This window comes from Yoonia rosea (assembly GCF_900156505.1).
Lineage (GTDB): Bacteria > Pseudomonadota > Alphaproteobacteria > Rhodobacterales > Rhodobacteraceae > Yoonia > Yoonia rosea.
On sequence record NZ_FTPR01000001.1, the window covers coordinates 1,960,650 to 1,981,213 of the forward strand.

Genomic DNA, 20,564 nt, shown 5'->3' on the forward strand with positions numbered 1-20,564 from the left:
TCGGCGGCTGCAAACTGCGTTAGCATCGGTTTCTCAAGGATCATTTCCATCTTCGCCGTAGTAGCCATTTCATAACCCCGCCTGTCAATGCACGCAAACGTCAGCACCCGAACGCGCGCTGTCTTTTCATCGTGACAAATGCATGCCAGTCTTTGCCCATGAATACCCTGACCACGCGCGCTGGCGCCCCGCTCTCCCGACTGACCTTTGGCACGATGCAATTCGGCGGCACCGCCGACGCAGCGGCCAGTCAAGCCATGTTTGACGCTGCCCGCGCGGGTGGCGTCAATCACTTTGATACGGCTGTGATGTATACGGATGGCGCGTCCGAGACATTGCTTGGCGCGATGATCAAGGCGGACCGCGACTCTCTCTATCTCGCCACCAAAGTCGGCTATGTGGGCGGCGCCTCGCAGGCCAACATCACGAAACACTTCGACAGGTGCCGTCAACAGTTGCGGGAAGATGCTGTCGATCTGCTCTACATGCACCGTTTCGACGATGACACACCGCTTGAGGAAACATTCAGCACTTTGGCGGAACTGCAAACACATGGCCTGATCCGCCACATCGGCGTGTCGAACTATGCCGCATGGCAGGTGATGAAGGCCCAAAGCGTTGCAAAAACACTGGGGACGCAAATCGATGTGATCCAGCCGATGTATAGCCTTGTCAAACGCCAGAGCGAGGTCGAGATTTTCCCCATGGCCGCCGATCAGGGCATCACTGTCGTCCCTTATTCACCCTTGGGGGGCGGGTTGCTGACGGGCAAATACGCCAAGGGTGGAACGGGGCGCCTGACGACCGATACACGGTATCAGGCGCGCTATGCGCAGGACTGGATGCACGAAACGGCAAAACAACTGACGGCCCTTGGCGCAGAGCTGGGCGTCAATCCAGCGACGCTGGCCGTTGCCTGGGCAGCCAACCACGCGATCAAACCGCTTCCCATCATCTCGGCCCGCTCCGAAGAACAGCTCCACCCCTCTTTGCTAGCCGAAAAATTCACCATGACACCTGAGGTCTATGACAAGATTACTGCACTCAGCATCACGCCCCCACCCGCCACAGACCGGCTCGAAGAAGCGTGATTGATTTTCTCATCATTGGCGGCGGCATCGCGGGTGTTTCGGCGGCCGCCCGCCTTTCGGAACTGGGCAGCGTGACGCTCTTTGAAGGTGAAGACGCCCTTGCCTATCACGCCTCTGGCCGGTCTGCGGCCCTGTTTGAACAAAACTACGGCAAGCCCTCAACGATCGCACTCAACAAGGCCAGCTATGCCTTTCACAAATCCGCCGATGTACTCAGCCCGCGCGGCTTGATGCTGGTCGGCGATGCGGAAACTGCCGCAGCCTTCGCTGCCGATCGAAAGGCCATGCATCTTGACAGCATTACGGTCGCAGAGGCTAAGGCCATGGTCCCGATCCTCGATGACAGCGTCGTTGATCGCGCGGCTTTCGATACGGCGGCGTCTGACATCGACACGGATAAACTCGTACAGACCTTTGCACGGATGGCGCGACAGAACGGCGCGACCATCAGTACGAAAGCGCGCGTGGAAAGCATCGACCGCAACGCCACAGGTTGGACCGTACATACGGGTACCGAAACCTTTGAAGCGCGCCATCTGGTGAATGCAGCGGGCGCATGGGTTGATGAAATCGCTGCGATGGCGGGGATCACGCCTTTGGGTTTTACCCCGCTGCGCCGCTCGATGGCGCGGATCCCCGCGCCTGGCGGCCATGACGTGAGCGGCTGGCCCATGATCTTCGGACCGGGCGAAAACTGGTACGCGAAACCGGATGCAGGTGCGCTGATCGTGTCACCCGCCGAGGAAGACCCTGTCACCCCGCATGACGCCTATGCCGATGACATGGTGCTGGCCGAAGGCCTTGCCCGCTATGAGGCCAATGTGACCGAACCGGTCACACGTTTGCTCAGCTCATGGGCTGGCCTGCGGACGTTTTCAAAAGATCGGACGCTGGTGCTCGGCCCCGACAGCGGCGACCCCAGCTTTATCTGGTGTGCAGGCCAAGGCGGATACGGGATGCAATCCGCCCCCGCCGCCTCACAGTTGCTGTATGATCTGATCGCCGGTGCGCCTTCGGAACTCCCCAAAGACACCGTTGCAGCACTCTCGCCACAGCGCTTTGCGTAAGGTGGGTTTCAACCCACCTTACCGTTACCCATCCACACGGATCGTCGCATTCTTGGGATCATACGGGCTGTCCTCTACGATCTCGGCCGCCCAAAGCTGATCCAGCATCTTGACCTGAAGTTTCGTCCCAACCACAGCAAGTTCAGGCGTCACATATCCCAGACCAATCGACTTCTCGAACGCGACCGAATATCCGCCAGATGTCAAACGGCCCACACGTGTTCCGTCCATTGCATAGAGCGCCTCACGGCCCCAAGGGTCTGCATCGTCCGGCCCGTCAATCAGCAGGGTGACGCATTTGGAACGAATACCTTTCGCTTCCATCGCGGCCTTCCCGTTGAAGTCCTTGGACAGGTCCACAAAACGCGGCAAATCGGCCTCTAGCGGTGTCGCATCGCGGCCCAGTTCGTTGCCGAAAGCACGATAGGATTTCTCCTGCCGCAACCAGTTCTGCGCGCGGGCACCGACCAGTTTCATGCCATGCGGCTCGCCTGCTTTTTCCAGGAGGTCAAAGAGGTAATTCTGCATCTCAATCGGGTGATGCAGCTCCCACCCCAGCTCACCGGTATAGGCAACACGGATCGCATTGACCGGACACATACCCAGTTCGATCTGCTTGGCAGACAGCCACGGAAAGCGCTTGTTGGACAGCGCCGTTGCGGGGTCTGCATCCTTGATCACGGCATTCAGCACATCGCGCGACTTTGGTCCGGCAATAGCGAAAACACCCCATTGCGTTGTCACATCCTGTTCGTTGATGCGCCCAAACTCGTCTTCCTTCTCCATGATCAGCTTGTAAAGGTAATCCTGATCGTAGGCGTGCCATGCCCCTGCCGAGACAAGATAAAAGTCATCTTCGGCCAACCGGACAATGGTAAATTCCGTGCGTGTCGTCCCATGGCTCGTCAGCGCATAGGTCAGATTGATGCGTCCCACGCGTGGCAGCTTATTGGTCGTAAACCAATCCAGAAACGCCGCTGCCCCCGGACCACTGATCCGGTGTTTCGCAAAGGCGGTGGCGTCAATCAGACCAACACCTTCGCGGATCGCCTTGGCTTCTTCGACGGCATATTGCCACCAGCCGCCACGGCGGAAAGAGCGACTGTCGTGGTCATTGAACCCCAAGGGCGCATAGTAATTGGGACGTTCCCAGCCGTTCACAAACCCGAACTGCGCGCCACGTTCCTTTTGCCGGTCATATGCCGGTGATGTGCGCAGCGGACGGCAAGCGGGGCGCTCTTCATCGGGATGGTGCAGGATATAGACGTGATCGTAGCATTCTTCGTTCTTGCGCGCGGCAAACTCGGTGGTCATCCAGTTGCCATAGCGTTTGGGATCAAGCGATGCCATGTCGATCTCGGCCTCGCCATCCACCATCATCTGGGCAAGGTAATACCCTGTGCCACCTGCCGCCGTGATGCCAAAGGAAAACCCTTCTGCCAGCCACATATTCGTCAGGCCCGGCGCAGGCCCCACAAGCGGGTTTCCATCGGGGGTATAACAAATCGGACCGTTGAAATCGTCTTTCAGGCCGCTTTCCTCGCAGGACGGGATGCGGTGGATCATCGCCATATATTGCTCTTCGATCCGCTCCAGATCGAGCGGGAAGAGGTCAGCGCGGAAGCTCTCGGGCACGCCATATTCAAAGACCGCAGGGGCATTCTTCTCATAAACACCCAAAATCCAGCCGCCGCGTTCCTCGCGCACGTAAGACTGCGCATCAGCGTCACGGATCACAGGGTGTTCGACATTGCCTTGCGCACGGAAATCAACCAGTGCGGGGTCTTGGTCCATGACAATAAACTGGTGTTCCACAGGGATCGCAGGGATCTTGATGCCCAGCTTCTTGGCGGTAGTCTGCGCATGGTTGCCGGATGCTGTTACAACATGCTCTGCCGTAATCACGATCTGCTCGTCCGAAGGGACAAGGTTGCCGCCTTTTTCGACCATCTTGGTGCAGGTCACTTCCCACGCTTCACCGGTCCAATGGAACGCATCCGCCTGCCATTTCCTTTCGATCGCAACACCGCGCTGGCGGGCACCCTTGGCCATCGCTTGGGTCACATCGGCGGGGTTAATATAGCCGTCCGTGTGATGATAAAGCGCGCCTTTCAGGTCTTCGGTGCGGATCAATGGCCATTTCGCCTTGATCTCCTCAGGCGTCATCCAGACATAGGGCACGTCGCAGGTTTCAGCGGTCGATGCGTAAAGCATATACTCATCCATACGCTCTTGCGTCTGGGCCATCCGCAAGTTGCCCACGACAGCAAAACCGGCGTTCAGTCCCGTTTCCGCCTCAAGCGATTTATAAAAATCGACCGAGTATTTGTGGATATGCGTCGTCGCAAACGACATGTTGAAAAGCGGTAACAAACCCGCCGCATGCCATGTGGAGCCCGAGGTCAACTCATCCCGCTCAAGCAGCATCACGTCATCCCAGCCAGCTTTCGCAAGGTGATATGCAATGGACGTGCCAACCGCGCCGCCGCCGACGACCAGTGCTTTAACTTGGGTTTTCATGATGACGACTCCCTTGGCATCTTTGACGCCAATTTGCGCGAAACCGTCACAAAGCGATAGAACCAGCCGACGCGTTTCGGTACGAAAGCGACACAGCCCAAATCAAAGTCAGATCAAAGCATTGAGGGCACGACAAGATCAGGCGGCCTGTGGCCATCGGCAAAGGTCTTGATGTTCACAATCACCTTCTCGCCCATCTCGATCCGGCCTTCGAGTGTGGCAGATCCCATATGCGGCAAAAGGATCGCGTTAGAGAGTTCACGCAAGCGCGGATTGATTTCGTGTCCCCGCTCGAACACATCCAGACCCGCGCCCGCAATTTCCCCAGCCCGCAGCATCCGCGTCAGGGCGTTTTCATCAATCACTTCACCACGTGATGTGTTCACAATCACCGCAGTGGGTTTCATCAGCTTCAGCCGCCGCGCATTCATCAGGTGGAATGTCGAGGGCGTATGCGGGCAGTTGATCGACAGGATGTCCACGCGGGCCACCATCTGATCAAGGCTTTCCCAGTAGGTCGCGTCCAACTCTTCCTCGATCTCGGGGCGCAAACGCCTGCGATTATGATAATGGACCTGCATCCCGAATGCTTTCGCACGGCGCGCCACGGCCTGCCCGATCCGGCCCATCCCCAGAATACCCAAACGGCGCCCCTTGATCCGCCCACCAAGCATCGCCGTGGGTGCCCATCCACCCCAGCTATCAGACTGTGCCACACGTATCCCCTCGGCCATGCGACGGGTCACAGCCAAAATCAACGCGATCACAATATCGGCGGTATCTTCAGTAACCACACCTGGCGTATTCGAGACATGAATGCCCCGCTGGCGGGCGGTTGCCACATCAATGTGGTCCACACCGGCACCGAAGTTCGCAATCAGCTTCAATTGCTCACCAGCGCGGCCCAAAAGTCTCGCATCAATCTTGTCGGTGATCGTACACACCAGAACATCCGCACGGCCCATCGCGGCGGCCAGTTGCTCGGTCGTCATCGGCGTGTCGTCATCACGCAATTCAACGTCGAAAAGCTCTTTCAGTCGTGTCTCGACAACCTCAGGCAACCGTCGCGTCACGACAACACTCATTTGCTTACCTGGCATCTGTTGCACTCCATAGCTTTTCAAATTCAACTTGTCATGGCAGGTTGCGCCAAAGGGACGCGCAGCACAAGAACTGCGCGCCGCAAAATGAGTAGTAAGGGCAAACAATGGGTGCAATAGCGCATTGGTTTCGCGTGTTCTGGATCGCGGCGTTCGCGATCGTTATCTGTATGAGCGCAGGCGTCGCCCAGCAAAATGACGCAGGCCCCGCAATCGGCCCAGAAACGAACCTGCCGTTGCCCCGCTACGTGTCGCTCCGCGCAGGTGAGGCCAACGTCCGCCGCGGCCCGTCATTGTCACACCGCATTGATTGGGTCTTTCAGCGCCGTGATATGCCGCTACAGATCATCGCGGAATACGGCCATTGGCGGCGGGTCATTGACCGCGACGGCCAAGGCGGCTGGGTGCATTACCGCATGCTTTCAGGCGCGCGCACAGTCATTGTCGAAGCAGATGACCTGATCCTGCGCAGCCGCCCCGAACCGAACGCCACCGAGAACGCAATCTTGGAGGCAGGTGTCGTGGCACGGCTTGGCGACTGCAACCCCGACTGGTGCGAATTGACCGCAGGTGGCTACAAAGGCTGGGCCCCGAAGACCGCAATCTGGGGCGTCGCAGATGCGGAAATCCGTGACTGATCCGACCTATTGAGGCTAGCATTGCACGCGCAGCCCCGCTAGCTGGGATAATATGAACGAGACACGCCTCAACCTTTCCGCCGGAGTGCTCTCCGTCTCGGTCGCACTGATCCTCGTGCTGGCCAAGCTCTGGGCGTTGTCGCAAACCGGATCGCTGGCGGTGGCCGCCACTCTCGCCGACAGTGCGCTTGACCTGATGATGTCGCTGGGTGGTCTGATCGCCATCGCCTATGCCGCCAAACCCGCCGATGATGACCACAACTTTGGCCATACTTCCGCCGAAGATCTGGCGGCGCTTGCGCAGTCCACGTTCATCATGATTTCCGCAGGTGTCATCGCATTTGCTGCAGTTTTCCGCCTGCTGGACGACACCGTTGTCCTGCCTGAACGTGAAGGCCAAGGCATTGCGATCATTATCTTCTCTATCTGTCTGACACTGGCCTTGGTGCTTTGGCAGCGCCATGTCGCGGCCAAGACCGACAACAAGGTCGTTAAGGCAGACAGCCTGCATTACATCGGCGACCTGATCCCGAATATCGGCGCCATAATCGCACTCTGGGCCTCAGCCGCCTTTGGCTTGCACCAGATTGACAGCGTCGTGGCACTCGCTGCAGCCGTCTTCCTTGGTTTTGGCGCCGTCCGTATCGGCAAAGCGGCATGGGACGCGCTGATGGACCGCCAGGCCGACCCCGAGATGATCGCCGGCATCGCTGCAATCGCCGCGAACTTCGACGGCGTCCACGGCTACCACGACCTGAAAACACGCGTCGCAGGCAGCCGTGTTTTCGTGAACCTGCATATCGAACTTGATGGCGACCAGACCCTGCATGAGGCCCATCGGATCGGCGCGAGCCTGCGCCGCGCGATTATCGCGGCCTACCCCCGCGCCGATGTTCTGATCCACAAAGATCCCGTCGGGGTGACCAAACACCCCGACGACGACCGCCCCTAGGCGGCTTTATCCAGACCGCGACCTTTCAACAGCGCCTCAACCCCCGGCAAGCGGCCACGGAACGCGGTGTAAAGATCCGCCGCATCCACCGACCCGCCCGAAGACAGCACGGTTTCTTCCAACCGCTTGGCTGTGGCGCTGTCAAACGGATCGCCCGCCTCTTCAAATGCAGCAAAAGCATCCGCATCCATCACCTCGGACCACATGTAGCTGTAGTAACCGCTGGAATAGCCGTCACCGGCAAAGACATGGGCGAAATGCGGTGTCGCATGGCGCATCCGGATCGCGCGCGGCATACCGATTTCTTCCAGAATCTCCGCCTGCCGCTGCATCGGGTCGGCAGGGGCCGGTCCGTCATGAAAGCCCAGATCAACAAGCGCAGAGGCCACGTATTCTACCGTCTGGAAACCCATATCGTACGTTGCAGCACCTAACATGCGGTTCAACAAATCCTCGGGCATTGGTTTGCCCGTATCGGCATGGGTCGCAAATTCGGCCAGCACCTCTGGCACCTCCAGCCAATGTTCATAGAGCTGGCTTGGCAGTTCCACAAAGTCCCGTGCCACGGATGTGCCCGAGATGCTTTCATAGGTCACATCCGACAGCATCTGGTGCAGCGCATGGCCGAATTCATGGAACAGAGTGCGCGCATCATCGTAAGAAAGCAGCGCAGGCTTGCCCGCCTCCGGCTTGGCGAAATTGCAGACATTCACCACATGCGGGCGAATATCGCCGCTTAACCGCTGCTGCGAGCGCATGGCAGAACACCATGCCCCCGAGCGTTTAGAACCACGCGCAAAATAGTCACCGATGAACACCGCCACATGCGCGCCATCGCGGGTGACTTCCCACAACCGCACATCAGGGTGGTAAACCGGCCCCTCAATCGGCGCGAATTCCAGCCCAAAAAGACGGTTCGCACAGGCAAAAGCCGCTTCAATCATCCGGTCCAATTGCAGGTACGGCTTCAGTTCGGCCTCATCGAGATCATGCAATTCCTTACGCCGCTTTTCAGCATAGAACCGCCAGTCCCAAGGCTCGAGCGGACCATCAAACCCGTCCGCATGCAACATCCGCTCCAAGATCACGGCATCGGCCTCGGCGGCCGCCTTGGCGGGCTCCCAGACCTGCATCAACAGATCGCGGACCGCCACGGGCGTGCCCGCCATCTCGGTTTCCAACTTGAAATCAGCAAAGCTGTCATAGCCCAACAACTTGGCCCGCGCTTCGCGCAGTTTCAGCGTCTCGGCTGCAAGGGCACGGTTATCCGTCTCGCCACCATTCGCACCCCGCGCGCCCCATGCCTCGTAGGCCTTCTGGCGCAAATCCCGCCGCTCGGAAAACTGCAAGAACGGCACAATCAGCGACCGTGAAAGTGTAACAACAGGCCCGCCTGCGTCCTTTTCTTCGCCCGCAGCTTTCGCTGTCGCGATCACAAAATCCGGCAGACCATCCAGATCATCTGCGCCCAGTTTCATGAACCATGCGCGCTCATCCGCCAGCAGGTTCTGGGTGAAAGACGTGCCCAACACCGACAGGCGCGATTTCGCATCACGCAGGGCTTCGGCGGACTTTCCTTCAAGCTGCGCGCCCGAACGCACAAACCCGCGCCGCGTCAGCATCAACACGCGTTCTTGCTCAGGCGTCGGATCAAGCGCTTCCCGGTTTTCCCAAACTGCCTCGACCCGCGCGAACAGCGCTTTATTTTCCGACACCTCAGAGCCATAAGCACTCAAAAGCGGGGCGAAATCACGCTGCAAGGCTTCACGCTTGGGATTACTATCAGCCCCTGCAAGGCTGTAGAATGCCCCCAACACACGCCCCAGCGTCTCATCGGCCCGCTCCAGCGCCTCAATCGTATTGGCGAAATCAGGGGCATCGGGGTTTTCCGCAATGGCGGCAATATTCGCGCGCGATATCGCAAGTGCGGCATCGACAGCCGGCGCAAAATCATCATCAGAAATCACATCGAAAGGCGGCAACCCAAAAGGTGTCTCCCATTCGGCAAGCAACGGGTTTGTCATTAGTAGTCTCCTTTGCAACAAGAGGTAGTGCGCGATGGCGCTTGGCACCACCCCCCCCTGCTTCATCTTGGCCACGAAACGCAAATTTCGCGCTTACCGCGTGCGCATACGTTTCTCGAACCGCCGCAAGGCAATCGACAGGGTGATTGTGATCGTCAGATAAACAAGCGCCACGACATTATACGTCTCAAAATAGCGGAAATTGCCTGCTGCTGTGACTTTGCCCAATTGCGTCACATCCGTCACGCCCAGCACAGATACCAACGAGGAATCCTTCACCATCGCGACAAAATCATTCCCCAAGGGCGGCAGGATCGTGCGCAGCGCCTGCGGAAACACAATGAACCGAAACCGCTGCCAACGGTTCAGGCCCAGCGCCTCTGCCGCCTCTATCTGGCCCTCATCAACCGATTGCAGGCCTGCACGAAACACCTCGGCCAGAAAGGACGAATAGGCGATGGTCAGTGCAATCACCGCACGCCACAAAAGCGAAAAATCCCGCGTGCGGACAGGCTCAAGCCCGATCATCTCGGCGACCCAGTTCCACCCCGCCACCATCGCCGGTGCCGCCACGAACGCCACATAGAGCAGTAGCACGATAATCGGGATGCCGCGCACAATCTCGATATAGAACCGCGCGAGTTGCCGCAAAACCAGTGATCGTGACAAGGCCGCGAGTGCCAGCAAAAGCCCCAGCACACAGGCCATCGTGTAGGACACCAAGGTCACATAGATCGTGACCCAAATCCCCCGCTGCAGCGTCGACAGCACGCGGGCATATGTTTCAACCGTCAGCACCTGCCAGAACAGGTAAAGGCCAATCGCCACAACAGCGACCAGCCACCAAGGAAAATCCTTGTCGTTGGGGGAAGTAGGGATCATCAGCGCGCAGTCCCGGACCTGACCCGGGACCTTCCGTTTAGGGCTTACTCACCAAGTTTGTAATCGAGGAACCAACGCGTGTTCAGCGCATCAATCGTGCCATCGGCCAGCATATCCGCAATCGCCGCATTGATCGGTTCAACCAGATCAGAGCCCTTGGGGAAAATGAAACCAAAGTCCTCGGTTCCCAGCTTCTCGCCGATAATTTTCAGCCCGCCATCAGAGGCCTCAACATAGCCATTGCCTGCGGTGCCATCGGTCAGCACCAGATCAACATCGCCAGTCCGCAACGCCTGAACCGTCGCACCAAAGGTTTCCATCAATTTGATCCGGGGGTTTGCCTCATCACCGTCAAGTACATCATAAACGCCAACGTAGAACGGAGTGGTGCCGGGTTGCGCGGCCATCAGCAGATCGGGGTCAGCCGCAAAGCTTGCGGCATCCGTGAAACGGTCTTCATCGCCGCGCACCATCATCACCATCTCAGAGGTCATGTAGCTTTCGGAAAAGTCCACGACTTCGGCACGATCTTCACGGATCGTGATGCCGGTCATGCCAAGGTCAAACTGCCCTTCGGACACGGCAGGGATCATCGCATCCCAGCTGATGTTTTCATAGACCACTGTCGCATTCAGGCGCTGCGCGATCTCGGCCATCGCGTCATATTCCCAGCCAACCGCATTGCCGCTTGTGTCAATGAATTGCAGTGGCGGATAGGCATTTTCGGTCACAACGACGATCTCGCGACCTTCAAGGTTTGGCAGATGACCGTCCGCGACAGCGGTTGTCGCCAAAAGGCACGCGGCCAGTGTTGCAAGGAATTTCATAGCAGGCTCCCAGTTGATAGTTTCAGCGCCACTATCAATGTGGCGCAGCCCCGTGCAAGCCTTTGCCATGGCAAACAGGACAGTCTGCACGCGGTTTCACACCGATAGTACGGGTTTCGGCGTAAAGCGCATCATAAATAAGCAAACGCCCTTTCAGGCCCTGCCCCGCCCCCGTGATTGCTTTTACCGCCTCAACCGCCATCATCGCCCCGATCACACCGGGCAGCGGGCCGATCACGCCCGCCTCGGCACAGCTGGGCACAAGCGATGGATCAGGGGCTTCGGGAAACACACATTCATAGCAGGGTGTGCCATGGGCCGGATCATAGACGCTGATCTGGCCTTCCCATTGGGTCAGCGCGGCCGCGATCAGCGGCTTGCCCGTCGCCACCGCAGTCCGGTTCACCAGGTACCGTGTCGCAAAATTATCGGTACCGTCCAGCACGAGATCATATTCCGAAAACAGGTCGTCGGCGATATCCGCCTCAAGCCTGCGGTGATAGGAGCGCACGGTAACAAAAGGGTTCTGGGCGCGCATAACCTCGGCGGCGGAATGGACCTTGGGCACCCCGATATTCCGGTCAAGATGGATGACCTGCCGCTGCAGATTGGCGTTCTCGACAACATCATCGTCAATGACACCAATCGTGCCAACACCCGCAGCCGCCAGATATTGCAGCGCAGGCGCGCCAAGACCACCGGCGCCCACGACCAGAACCTTTGCATCCCGCAATGCCTTTTGCCCGGGTCCACCCACTTCGCGCAGAATGATATGGCGCGCATAGCGGTCCAGTTCCGTGGGTGAAAAACTCTCGGATTTTACAGGTGCCGCCTCTTGTGACGTCACCCGCGACCGCAGGCGGCGCAGCAGCTTGCCATATCCCCAGATAATGACGCCAAAGCCAAAGATGATCGCCCAAAGCCGCGCATCACCGCCCGTCGCCATGCGCAAGGGGTGGCCGTCCGGCAGGATCACATGCACCAGCATGACACCCACCAGCAAAAGCGCCATCATATTCCAGCGCACGGCATAAGGCACTTTCATGGCCCACCCGATAACCCAAAGGGTTATCGCCATTGTACCGACCATAATCATTGGCCTGTGGACCCAAATCCGCCCGCGCCACGCGCGGTTTCGTCAAGACGCGCAACTGTTTCAAAGTCTGCCCGTACGACAGGCGCGACCACCATCTGCGCAATCCGCATGCCGTGGGTTACCTCGAAAGGCGCATCGCCCAAGTTCACCATGATCACGCCCAACGGCCCCCGATAATCGCTATCAATCGTGCCGGGGGTATTCAGCAATGTCACCCCGTGCTTGAGCGCCAAACCAGACCGTGGCCTGACCTGCACCTCGTATCCCGCAGGGATCGCCATGCGCAGACCGGTGGGCACCAAGGCCCGCGCACCTGCGCCCAGCGTAACCGCCTGACGGTCGGCGAAGTTGGCCCGCAGATCACAACCTGCCGCCCCCGCCGTTTCATACGCCGGCAAGCCAAGGCTCTGATCCGCGTCCTCAACCCATTGAAATTGTACCGTCACACTCACGCAAGTGCCTCTGCTATCCGGCCGGCTAGCATCGCGGCGACATCTGCTTTTGTCATGCGTGGAAAGTTTTCCGCCCCTGCGTCGTTGATCAGCGTCACCGCATTTTCCGACCCACCCATGATGCCGGTGTCGGGCGATACATCGTTGGCAACGATCCAGTCGCACTGCTTGCGCAAACGCTTTGCGGTGGCATTGGCGATCACATCATCGGTTTCCGCGGCAAAGCCCACCACCAGGCGGGGCCGTCCCTCGGTCATTTGCGAGACCGTCGCCAGAATGTCAGGATTTTCCGCAAAATCGAGACGTGGCAGACCGGCGCCGTCCTTCTTGATCTTACTGTTCCCCGCATTTGCCACATGCCAATCCGCGACAGCCGCCGCAAAAACAGCCGCATCAGCTGCACCCGCCGATGTGACGGCGGCCAGCATCTCTTTCGCCGTCTGGACCTTCACCGTGTTCACACCCATCGGCGGCGGCACATCCGCTGGCCCCGTTACAAAGGTCACATTCGCGCCCAGCGCTGCAAGTGCAGCGGCAATTGCCGTGCCTTGCGCACCGGACGACCGGTTCGCGATATAGCGCACCGGGTCAATCGGTTCGTGGGTGGGACCAGAGGTGACAATGATATGCTTGCCCTTCAACGGACCATCGGCAAGTGCCGCGCCAATGGCCGCAATAATCTCGGGCACTTCGGCCATGCGCCCCGGTCCATATTCACCGCAGGCCATGTTGCCCTCATTTGGGCCAACGACCAGAATACCGTCATCTTGCAAGGTCGCCAGATTGCGCTGGGTCGCCGGATGCGTCCACATGCGGACATTCATTGATGGCGCGATCAAGACGCGTTTATCGGTCGCCAAAAGCAGGGTTGAGGCCAGATCAGTCGCCAAACCGCCCGCCATTTTGGCCATCAAGTCAGCCGTCGCTGGGGCCACCACAATCAGGTCGGCGGCCCGCGACAATTCAATGTGGCCCATCTCGGCCTCATCGGTCAGATTGAAAAGGTCCTGATAGACTTTTGAAGCGGATAGCGCCGACAGGCTCAGCGGTGTCACAAACTCTGCCCCTGATTTGGTCAGAACAGGCGTCACCTGCGCGCCACGTTCACGCAACCGGCGCACAAGGTCCAACGATTTGAAGGCGGCGATGCCGCCGCCAACAATTAACAGGATATGCTTGTTTGCCAGCATCAACGCGCTCCGATCAGGGTCGTCCGACACTAGGTCAAATCAGACCGGAAACACAATGTCCGCGATCAGGCAAAAAATGCGTGAACCTCTGAACTTTGCGACTCAAGGCTTTTGCGCATCTTGCCAAAGGCAGCGGCCTCAAGTTGACGCACGCGCTCTTTCGACAGCCCAAGCTCGGTTCCGAGACTTTCAAGCGTGCGCGGCTCATCACGCAACTTCCGCTCACGCACGATGAACTGTTCACGGTCATTCAAGCCGGACAGAGCGGTCAGCAACCACTGGCGCAGGGTCTCGTTGTCATGCGTGTTCTCAACCTTCTCGGCAGCCTGTATGCCGTCGTCCTCAAGCGCATCAATCCATTCGCGCCCTTCATCATCAACAGATTGGGTGGCGTTCAGCGAAAAATCGGAGCCGGACAAGCGGCCTTCCATCATCTCAACGTCGTGCAACGGCACGCCGACCTCAATCGCAATCAATTCGCGCATTTCATGGCGGTCGAGTTCGCGGCCCTCGGCTGCCGCTTCACGTTCAAGCCGCGCCTGTACGCGGCGCATGTTGAAAAACAGCGACTTTTGCGACGAGGTTGAACCGGTCCGTACCATCGACCAATTGCGCATGACGTAATCTTGGATAGACGCTTTGATCCACCAGACGGCATATGTCGAGAAGCGCACGCCGCGATCAGGGTCGAACTTGTCAGCGGCCTTCATCAGGCCAACCGAGGCCTCTTGGATCAGGTCATTCATCGGTGCGCCATAGCGCTTGAATTTGGACGCCATCGAAATGGCTAACCGCATATAAGCTGTAATCAGCCGGTGCAGCGCCTGTTCATCGCGCTGGTCCCGCCATGCATAGGCCAAAGCCAATTCGGTCTCAGCGTCAAGCAACTCTGCTTTCATCGCTGTCCGAGACAAAGTTTGATCAGAAAAACCGGTCACACCCATTGTAATTCTCCCAAGTCGCAGTCTGTTGCATTAACTTCTTTGTTTGAACTAGTTACGAAGGCGTTTCCAAAATGGATCAAAAAAAGTGAACAAAATGCCTCTGCCGAAACTTTCACTTGTTCTGGGGGGCGCCGCGTCTGGCAAATCCGCATTCGCGGAAAACGTTGTGCTGCAAAGCGGGAAGGCACCCGTTTATATCGCGACCGCACAGGTGTTCGACGATGAAATGGCCGAGAAGGTCGCGCGGCACCGTGACATGCGCGGAACGGGCTGGACGACGATCGAAGAACCGTTGGATCTCGGTCCCGCTTTGGCTGGAATCACGCCCCATCAGACCGTCTTGATCGACTGCGCCACTCTCTGGCTGACCAACGTGATTTTAGGTGACCACGATGTGGACGAACACACCGACGCGTTGCTTTCGGCGATCGCCACCTGTGAGGGCCCTATCGTCGTCGTCTCGAACGAAGTCGGCCAAGGCATAGTGCCCGACAATGCCCTGTCGCGCAAATTCCGCAATGCACAGGGTGCGCTCAATCAACGGATTGCATCCGAGGCCGGACTTGTGGTCGCCGTCATGGCAGGACTGCCACTGGTTCTCAAGGGAACCCTCCCATGACCAAGCTCTGGCTGGTCCGACACGGGCCGACACATGCCAAAGCGATGGTCGGCTGGACAGACCTGCCCGCCGACCTGTCAGACACCGCAGCCATCGGTCGCCTGCGCGCCTTCCTGCCTGATGCCCCTGTTGTGTCCTCCGATCTCAGCCGCGCGATCACCACGGCAGATGCACTGATCCCCAAAGTGCGCCTGCCCCACGCGCCTGATCTGCGCGAAATCAACTTTGGCGACTGGGAGATGCGCAATTTTGCCCAAGTAGAGGCCGAAGATCCGCAGAGAATTCGCGCCTACTGGGAAACCCCCGGCACCATCGCCCCACCCAACGGCGAAAGCTGGAACGCGGTCCGTGCGCGCGTCGATCGCGCAGTTGACGGATACCTGCACGCGGGTCACCCCGATCTGATCGTTGTGGCCCATTTTGGTGTTATCCTCACCCAGCTTCAGCGCGCATTGGGTATCGGCGCCTATGAGGCCTTCGGGCACAAGATCGACAACCTGTCGGTCACAACCCTGTCCTGCAAGTCAACCGGCTGGTCCGTCGATCATATCAATCACAAACCGTGATGCAGGACGTCACAGAATACTGATCGCCAGAACGCTTCTCTTAGGGCTAGACTTACTGCATGACATATCAACTCTACATCGGTGATCGCACCTTCAGTAGCTGGTCCTTGCGGGGCTGGCTGATGCTGGAAAAATTCGGGCTGCCCTATCAGGCGCATATGGTCGGGCTCTACGCTGGAACCATGCAAGCGGACCTCGCACATCTTGCCCCAGCCCGCACCGTGCCCGTACTGCAAACCGCCGAAGGATATGTGGTGACCGACAGTATGGCGATGGCTGAAACGCTTGCCGAAAACCATCCCGAACGCGCCCTTTATCCTCGCGATCCGGCGGCCCGCGCACTGGCCCGTTCCATCACCGCAGAAATGCACAGTGGTTTTGGCGGATTGCGCAACGCCTGCCCCATGATGCTTGGTTTTGTCTGGGAGGGTTTCGTACCCGCCGACGCCGTCAAAGCAGACCTGCGCCGCATCGAAGACCTGTGGTCCCTTGCCCGCGAAAGGCACGGACAAAACGGACCATGGCTCTTTGGCGACTATTCCTTGGCCGATGTGTTTTATGCCCCCGTTGCAATGCGGATCACCGCATATGATCTGCCGGTCAGCGAAGAATCCCGCGCCTATGTCGCGGCCCATCTCTCCGACCCCGCTTTTCTGGCATGGCGCAAAGAGGCGCTCAAGGAAACGCACAGCCCCTTCCCCTACGCCTTGCCGTTTGCACAAAAGCCTTGGCCCGAAGAGAAAAGTTAACCTTTCTTAAAGACCCAGGCCGTACCCGTTAACCATAAACGGGGAAAACGCCATGGTCGCTTTGGCCTACACAGTTGCATTCGAAGGGATCGAGGCGCGCCTGGTCGAGGTGCAATGCGCCGTGACACCTGGTATTCCAGCCTTCGCCATCGTGGGTTTGCCCGACAAGGCCGTCTCGGAGGCGCGCGAAAGGGTCCGCGCCGCACTCAGCGCGATGGCTATCGCCCTGCCGTCGAAGAGGATCACAGTAAACCTCTCTCCCGCCGATTTGCCCAAAGAAGGGTCGCACTTCGATCTGCCCATCGCACTGGCTCTGCTGGCCGCGCTCGAAATCATTCCGCAGGATGTCGCGTCCCAGACGGTCGCTTTGGGCGAATTGTCCCTCGACGGGACCTTGGTGCCTGTGGCCGGCGCACTTCCCGCTGCCATGGCCGCTGCCGAAGGCGACCGCACCCTGCTATGCCCGCAGGCCTGCGGCGCAGAGGCGGCGTGGGTCGGCTCGGTGAATGTCATCGCCCCCCGCAGTCTGGCCGAGATGGTGCGGCATTTCACAGGGCAGGCGGTGCTACAATCATCCCAACCGGGCGAGGTTCTGGCACGAAACGGTGCACGCGACCTGTCGGAAGTCAAAGGACAGGAACGGGCCAAACGCGCGCTGGAGATCGCAGCCGCCGGGCGGCATCACCTGCTTCTGGTGGGCTCACCCGGTTCCGGCAAATCTATGCTCGCCGCCCGGATACCCGGAATCTTGCCACAATTATCGCCATCCGAAGCGCTCGAGACCTCGATGATCCACTCTCTGTCGGGGCTTTTGGACGAAGGCGGGATCAACCGCGAACGGCCCTTTCGGGAACCGCACCACACGGCATCAATGGCGGCCATCGTCGGCGGTGGCCGCAGCGCAAAGCCCGGCGAGATCAGCCTCGCGCATAACGGGGTGTTGTTCATGGATGAATTCCCGGAATTCCCGCGCACCGTGCTTGAGACCCTGCGCCAGCCTATCGAAACCGGCGAAGTGGTCGTGGCCCGCGCAAATGCCCATGTGCGCTATCCCTGCCGGTTTATGCTGGTCGCGGCGGCCAACCCCTGCAAATGCGGCTACCTCGCGGATCCGGCCCGCGCCTGCACACGTGCACCGATCTGTGGCGAGGATTATCTGGGGCGTATTTCAGGCCCGCTGATGGACCGGTTCGATCTGCGTGTCGAAGTACCTGCCGTCGCCTTTACCGATCTCGACCTCCCCGAAACCGGCGAAAGCTCGGCCGATGTTGCCAGCCGCGTCCATAAAGCGCGCGACATTCAAACCGCACGGTTTGCGGGGCATGGCGCTGCAAGGGTCAATGCCGACGCCGAAGGCCATCTGCTCGATGAAATCGCAACGCCTGACGCAGAGGGACGTGCACTCTTGCTCAAAATCGCGGAACGCTTTGGCCTCTCGGCACGTGGTTATCACCGCGTCCTGCGGGTAGCGCGGACAATCGCGGATTTAGAGGGTGAAGCAGATGTCCAAAGACCCCACGTGGCCGAGGCGGTCAGCTACCGGTTGGCGATGACCAAAGAGGTCTAGCGCCGTGCCTCGATCGCCTGCCAGATCTTCTCGGCGATGTTGACACCGTCAAAGCGCTCCAACTCCTGAATGCCGGTGGGTGATGTGACATTGATCTCGGTCAGCCATTTCCCAATCACGTCGATGCCGACAAAAATCTGGCCCTTTTCACGCAAGAGCGGCCCGATCCTCGCACAAATCTCGCGGTCGCGGTCGGTCAGTTCCACTTTCTCGGGGCGTCCACCCACATGCATGTTCGAGCGCGTTTCACCGGCGGCAGGCACACGGTTGATCGCACCGACCGGTTCGCCATCCACCAAAATCACGCGTTTATCGCCCTTGGACACATCCGGCAGAAACTGCTGCATGATCAGCGGTTCGCGGTTGATGCCGGAAAAAAGCTCATGCAGCGATGCAAGATTACTGTCGCCACCCTTCATCTTGAAGACACCCGCCCCGCCGTTGCCGTAAAGCGGCTTGAGAATCACATCGCCATACTGCGCGCGGAATGTCTTGAGCGTCTCAAGGTCGCGCGCAATCATCGTGGGCGGCGTCAGATCGGGGAAATTGAGCACCAGAAGCTTTTCGGGATAATTGCGCACCCAGAACGGATCATTCACCACCAATGTCTTGGGGTGGATCATATCCAGAATATGGGTTGTGGTGATATAGCTCATGTCAAACGGCGGGTCCTGCCGGAGCCAGACAACATCGAACTCCGACAGATCGACATATTGCTCGTCGCCCAGCGTAAAGTGATCGCCTTTGACGCGCTGCACCGTGAGCGGCCAGCCCTTCGCCATCACGCGGCCCTGATCATAGGCGAGCTTGTCAGGCGTATAATAGAACAGGCTATGCCCCCGCGCCTGCGCTTCCTCGGCGATGCGGAAGGTGCTGTCGGCATCAATATTGATCGGCCCAATCGGGTCCATCTGGAAAGCGATCTTAAGCGTCATGGCAGGCCTCTTGCATTATCAAGCTGGCGTGTTGATGGCCCAGCCTGCGCGCAGGTGCAATGGGCCTCAGAATTCCATAAAGGCGTTTTCAATCACTTTCAGGGCACCAAAACCGTTCACAATCGCCAGATCAAACCGCACATCGGTCAATTGACCGCGCGGCTCATTGGCCAAAAACTCACCCGCACTGGCCACGATCCGCGCCATTTGGCGATGCCCCAGCCGCGTCGCGGCCGTCGCAAAATTCTTGCTTTTCTTGACCTCGATGAAGACCACCGTGTCTCCATCGCGGGCGATCAGGTCAATTTCGCCGGCCTTTCCGCGCCAGCGCCGCGCGGCAATCGCGTGATGGCGTTTGGCATAGTCACCGGCGACAATATCCTCCGCCGCTAATCCAGCATGATATCCGACAGTTCCGCTCATTCCTCATCCCCCAACTGCAAGGCAATCTGGTAAACCTGCCTACGGGGCAGACCCAAAGCACCGGCCACAACTGTCGCCGCATCTTTCACACGCATTGTTTTCATCGCTTCACGTAGCGCCCCATCAATATCGCCATCTGCAACCTCGACAGCACCGGCACGACCCACCAACACAACGATTTCGCCTTTGACGGTCCGCTCAGCAAAATCACCCGCCAGCGTCGCAAGCGACCCGCGCGTGATTTCTTCAAACTTTTTCGTCAACTCGCGGCAGACCACCGCTTCTCGTTCATCCCCCAAGATATCGCGCAAATTAGCTAACATTTCCCCAACGCGTTTCGGGCTTTCGTAAAATACCAAGGTAAACGGGATATCGCGCAATGCCGCGATTTCATTTTCACGCTGTTTCTTGCCCGCTGGCAGAAAGCCGACGAATGCAAAACGATCGGTGGCGAGGCCCGACACGGTCAAGCCTGCCAGCACCGCAGAGGCCCCAGGCGCGGTCGTCACCTCCACCCCCTCTTTGATGGCAGCACGGCCCAATTCATAGCCCGGATCAGCCACCAAAGGTGTGCCCGCCTCAGAGACGTAAGCCACTGATTTGCCTGACTTCATATCTGCAACCAGCCGCGCAACAGCCCCGTCACCGCTGTGATCGTGAAACGCCACGACCTTGCGCCCGTTGAGTGGCACCCCGTGTATTTCCATCAACTTGCGCGCTGTCCGCGTATCCTCGGCGGCAATCAAATCGGCGGACGCCAGAATATCCAGCGCGCGCAACGTAATGTCGCGCGCAGACCCGATAGGCGTGGCCACGAAATACAGACCGGCAGAGAGTGGCTTGCTTATAAAATTCATCTCTGGACCCGCTGGCCCCCTGCTTTATGATGGACCTCAACATCGCGGCGGGACATGAGGCCTCG

20 protein-coding genes are annotated in these 20,564 nt (G+C 58.8%); 8 read left to right on the forward strand and 12 right to left on the reverse strand.

Annotated elements, in window-relative coordinates:
• Positions 1 to 158 precede the first annotated feature (158 nt).
• Together B0B09_RS09770 and B0B09_RS09775 are read left to right on the forward strand one after the other, a co-directional pair.
• Positions 159 to 1,091: an aldo/keto reductase gene (locus B0B09_RS09770; RefSeq protein ID WP_076659390.1), complete on the forward strand. Its 933-nt coding sequence runs from the start codon at positions 159 to 161 to the stop codon at positions 1,089 to 1,091.
• Positions 1,088 to 2,158, forward strand: a complete 1,071-nt coding sequence (locus B0B09_RS09775) for an NAD(P)/FAD-dependent oxidoreductase (protein WP_076659391.1) — start codon at positions 1,088 to 1,090, stop codon at positions 2,156 to 2,158. The genes B0B09_RS09770 and B0B09_RS09775 overlap by 4 nt, the downstream gene beginning before the upstream one ends.
• Positions 2,159 to 2,182: 24 nt before the next feature.
• Here B0B09_RS09775 and B0B09_RS09780 read toward each other — a convergent pair whose 3' ends face one another.
• Together B0B09_RS09780 and B0B09_RS09785 are read right to left on the reverse strand one after the other, a co-directional pair.
• Positions 2,183 to 4,678 carry a GcvT family protein gene (locus B0B09_RS09780; protein ID WP_076659392.1) on the reverse strand — a complete coding sequence of 832 codons (2,496 nt, stop codon included), beginning with the start codon at positions 4,676 to 4,678 and terminating at the stop codon, positions 2,183 to 2,185.
• 113 nt (positions 4,679 to 4,791) lie between these two features.
• Positions 4,792 to 5,778: a 2-hydroxyacid dehydrogenase gene (locus B0B09_RS09785; RefSeq protein ID WP_076659393.1), complete on the reverse strand. Its 987-nt coding sequence runs from the start codon at positions 5,776 to 5,778 to the stop codon at positions 4,792 to 4,794.
• 107 nt (positions 5,779 to 5,885) lie between these two features.
• Here B0B09_RS09785 and B0B09_RS09790 point away from each other — a divergent pair, with 107 nt between their 5' ends.
• Positions 5,886 to 6,416, forward strand: a complete 531-nt coding sequence (locus B0B09_RS09790) for an SH3 domain-containing protein (protein ID WP_055293866.1) — start codon at positions 5,886 to 5,888, stop codon at positions 6,414 to 6,416.
• Between the two features lie 52 nt (positions 6,417 to 6,468).
• A complete protein-coding gene (locus tag B0B09_RS09795; RefSeq protein ID WP_076659394.1) occupies positions 6,469 to 7,368 on the forward strand; it encodes a cation diffusion facilitator family transporter in 900 nt (299 codons plus the stop codon).
• On the opposite strand, the gene B0B09_RS09800 is transcribed toward B0B09_RS09795, so the two are convergent.
• From B0B09_RS09800 to B0B09_RS09830, 7 genes are all read right to left on the reverse strand, one after another.
• Entirely contained in the window at positions 7,365 to 9,392 is a 2,028-nt protein-coding gene (locus B0B09_RS09800; protein ID WP_076659395.1) for a M3 family metallopeptidase, read from the reverse strand. The genes B0B09_RS09795 and B0B09_RS09800 overlap by 4 nt on opposite strands.
• 93 nt (positions 9,393 to 9,485) lie before the next feature.
• Positions 9,486 to 10,274: an amino acid ABC transporter permease gene (locus B0B09_RS09805; RefSeq protein ID WP_076659396.1), complete on the reverse strand. Its 789-nt coding sequence runs from the start codon at positions 10,272 to 10,274 to the stop codon at positions 9,486 to 9,488.
• Positions 10,275 to 10,318: 44 nt separating this feature from the next.
• Positions 10,319 to 11,101 carry a transporter substrate-binding domain-containing protein gene (locus B0B09_RS09810; protein ID WP_076659397.1) on the reverse strand — a complete coding sequence of 261 codons (783 nt, stop codon included), beginning with the start codon at positions 11,099 to 11,101 and terminating at the stop codon, positions 10,319 to 10,321.
• Between the two features lie 34 nt (positions 11,102 to 11,135).
• Positions 11,136 to 12,197, reverse strand: coding sequence for a HesA/MoeB/ThiF family protein (locus B0B09_RS09815; protein WP_076659398.1), 1,062 nt, complete (start codon positions 12,195 to 12,197; stop codon positions 11,136 to 11,138).
• A complete protein-coding gene (gene dut, locus B0B09_RS09820; protein WP_084190775.1) occupies positions 12,194 to 12,649 on the reverse strand; it encodes a dUTP diphosphatase in 456 nt (151 codons plus the stop codon). The genes B0B09_RS09815 and dut overlap by 4 nt, the downstream gene beginning before the upstream one ends.
• Entirely contained in the window at positions 12,646 to 13,839 is a 1,194-nt protein-coding gene (gene coaBC, locus B0B09_RS09825; RefSeq protein ID WP_076659399.1) for a bifunctional phosphopantothenoylcysteine decarboxylase/phosphopantothenate--cysteine ligase CoaBC, read from the reverse strand. Before coaBC ends, dut begins: the two co-directional genes overlap by 4 nt.
• Positions 13,840 to 13,904: 65 nt before the next feature.
• A complete protein-coding gene (locus B0B09_RS09830) occupies positions 13,905 to 14,783 on the reverse strand; it encodes an RNA polymerase factor sigma-32 (RefSeq protein WP_076659400.1) in 879 nt (292 codons plus the stop codon).
• Positions 14,784 to 14,877: 94 nt separating this feature from the next.
• On the opposite strand from B0B09_RS09830, the gene cobU reads away from it, so the two are divergent.
• Genes cobU through B0B09_RS09850 form a run of 4 tightly spaced genes read left to right on the forward strand, consistent with a single transcriptional unit; the run spans position 14,878 to position 18,284 of the window.
• Positions 14,878 to 15,402, forward strand: a complete 525-nt coding sequence (gene cobU / locus B0B09_RS09835; RefSeq protein ID WP_076659401.1) for a bifunctional adenosylcobinamide kinase/adenosylcobinamide-phosphate guanylyltransferase — start codon at positions 14,878 to 14,880, stop codon at positions 15,400 to 15,402.
• Positions 15,399 to 15,968 carry a histidine phosphatase family protein gene (locus B0B09_RS09840; RefSeq protein WP_055293852.1) on the forward strand — a complete coding sequence of 190 codons (570 nt, stop codon included), beginning with the start codon at positions 15,399 to 15,401 and terminating at the stop codon, positions 15,966 to 15,968. The genes cobU and B0B09_RS09840 overlap by 4 nt, the downstream gene beginning before the upstream one ends.
• A gap of 59 nt (positions 15,969 to 16,027) precedes the next feature.
• On the forward strand, positions 16,028 to 16,717 hold the full coding sequence (locus B0B09_RS09845) for a glutathione S-transferase (protein ID WP_076659402.1): 690 nt from the start codon (positions 16,028 to 16,030) through the stop codon (positions 16,715 to 16,717).
• Positions 16,718 to 16,769: 52 nt separating this feature from the next.
• Complete coding sequence (locus B0B09_RS09850) at positions 16,770 to 18,284, forward strand: YifB family Mg chelatase-like AAA ATPase (protein WP_076659403.1); 1,515 nt, start codon at positions 16,770 to 16,772, stop codon at positions 18,282 to 18,284.
• Here the strand turns inward: B0B09_RS09850 and gshB are convergent.
• From gshB to rsmI, 3 genes are all read right to left on the reverse strand, one after another.
• A complete protein-coding gene (gshB, locus tag B0B09_RS09855; protein WP_076659404.1) occupies positions 18,281 to 19,219 on the reverse strand; it encodes a glutathione synthase in 939 nt (312 codons plus the stop codon). The genes B0B09_RS09850 and gshB overlap by 4 nt on opposite strands.
• Before the next feature lie 66 nt (positions 19,220 to 19,285).
• Positions 19,286 to 19,642 carry a YraN family protein gene (locus B0B09_RS09860; protein ID WP_076659405.1) on the reverse strand — a complete coding sequence of 119 codons (357 nt, stop codon included), beginning with the start codon at positions 19,640 to 19,642 and terminating at the stop codon, positions 19,286 to 19,288.
• Positions 19,639 to 20,499, reverse strand: a complete 861-nt coding sequence (gene rsmI / locus B0B09_RS09865) for a 16S rRNA (cytidine(1402)-2'-O)-methyltransferase (RefSeq protein ID WP_076659406.1) — start codon at positions 20,497 to 20,499, stop codon at positions 19,639 to 19,641. Before rsmI ends, B0B09_RS09860 begins: the two co-directional genes overlap by 4 nt.
• Positions 20,500 to 20,564: the final 65 nt, after the last annotated feature.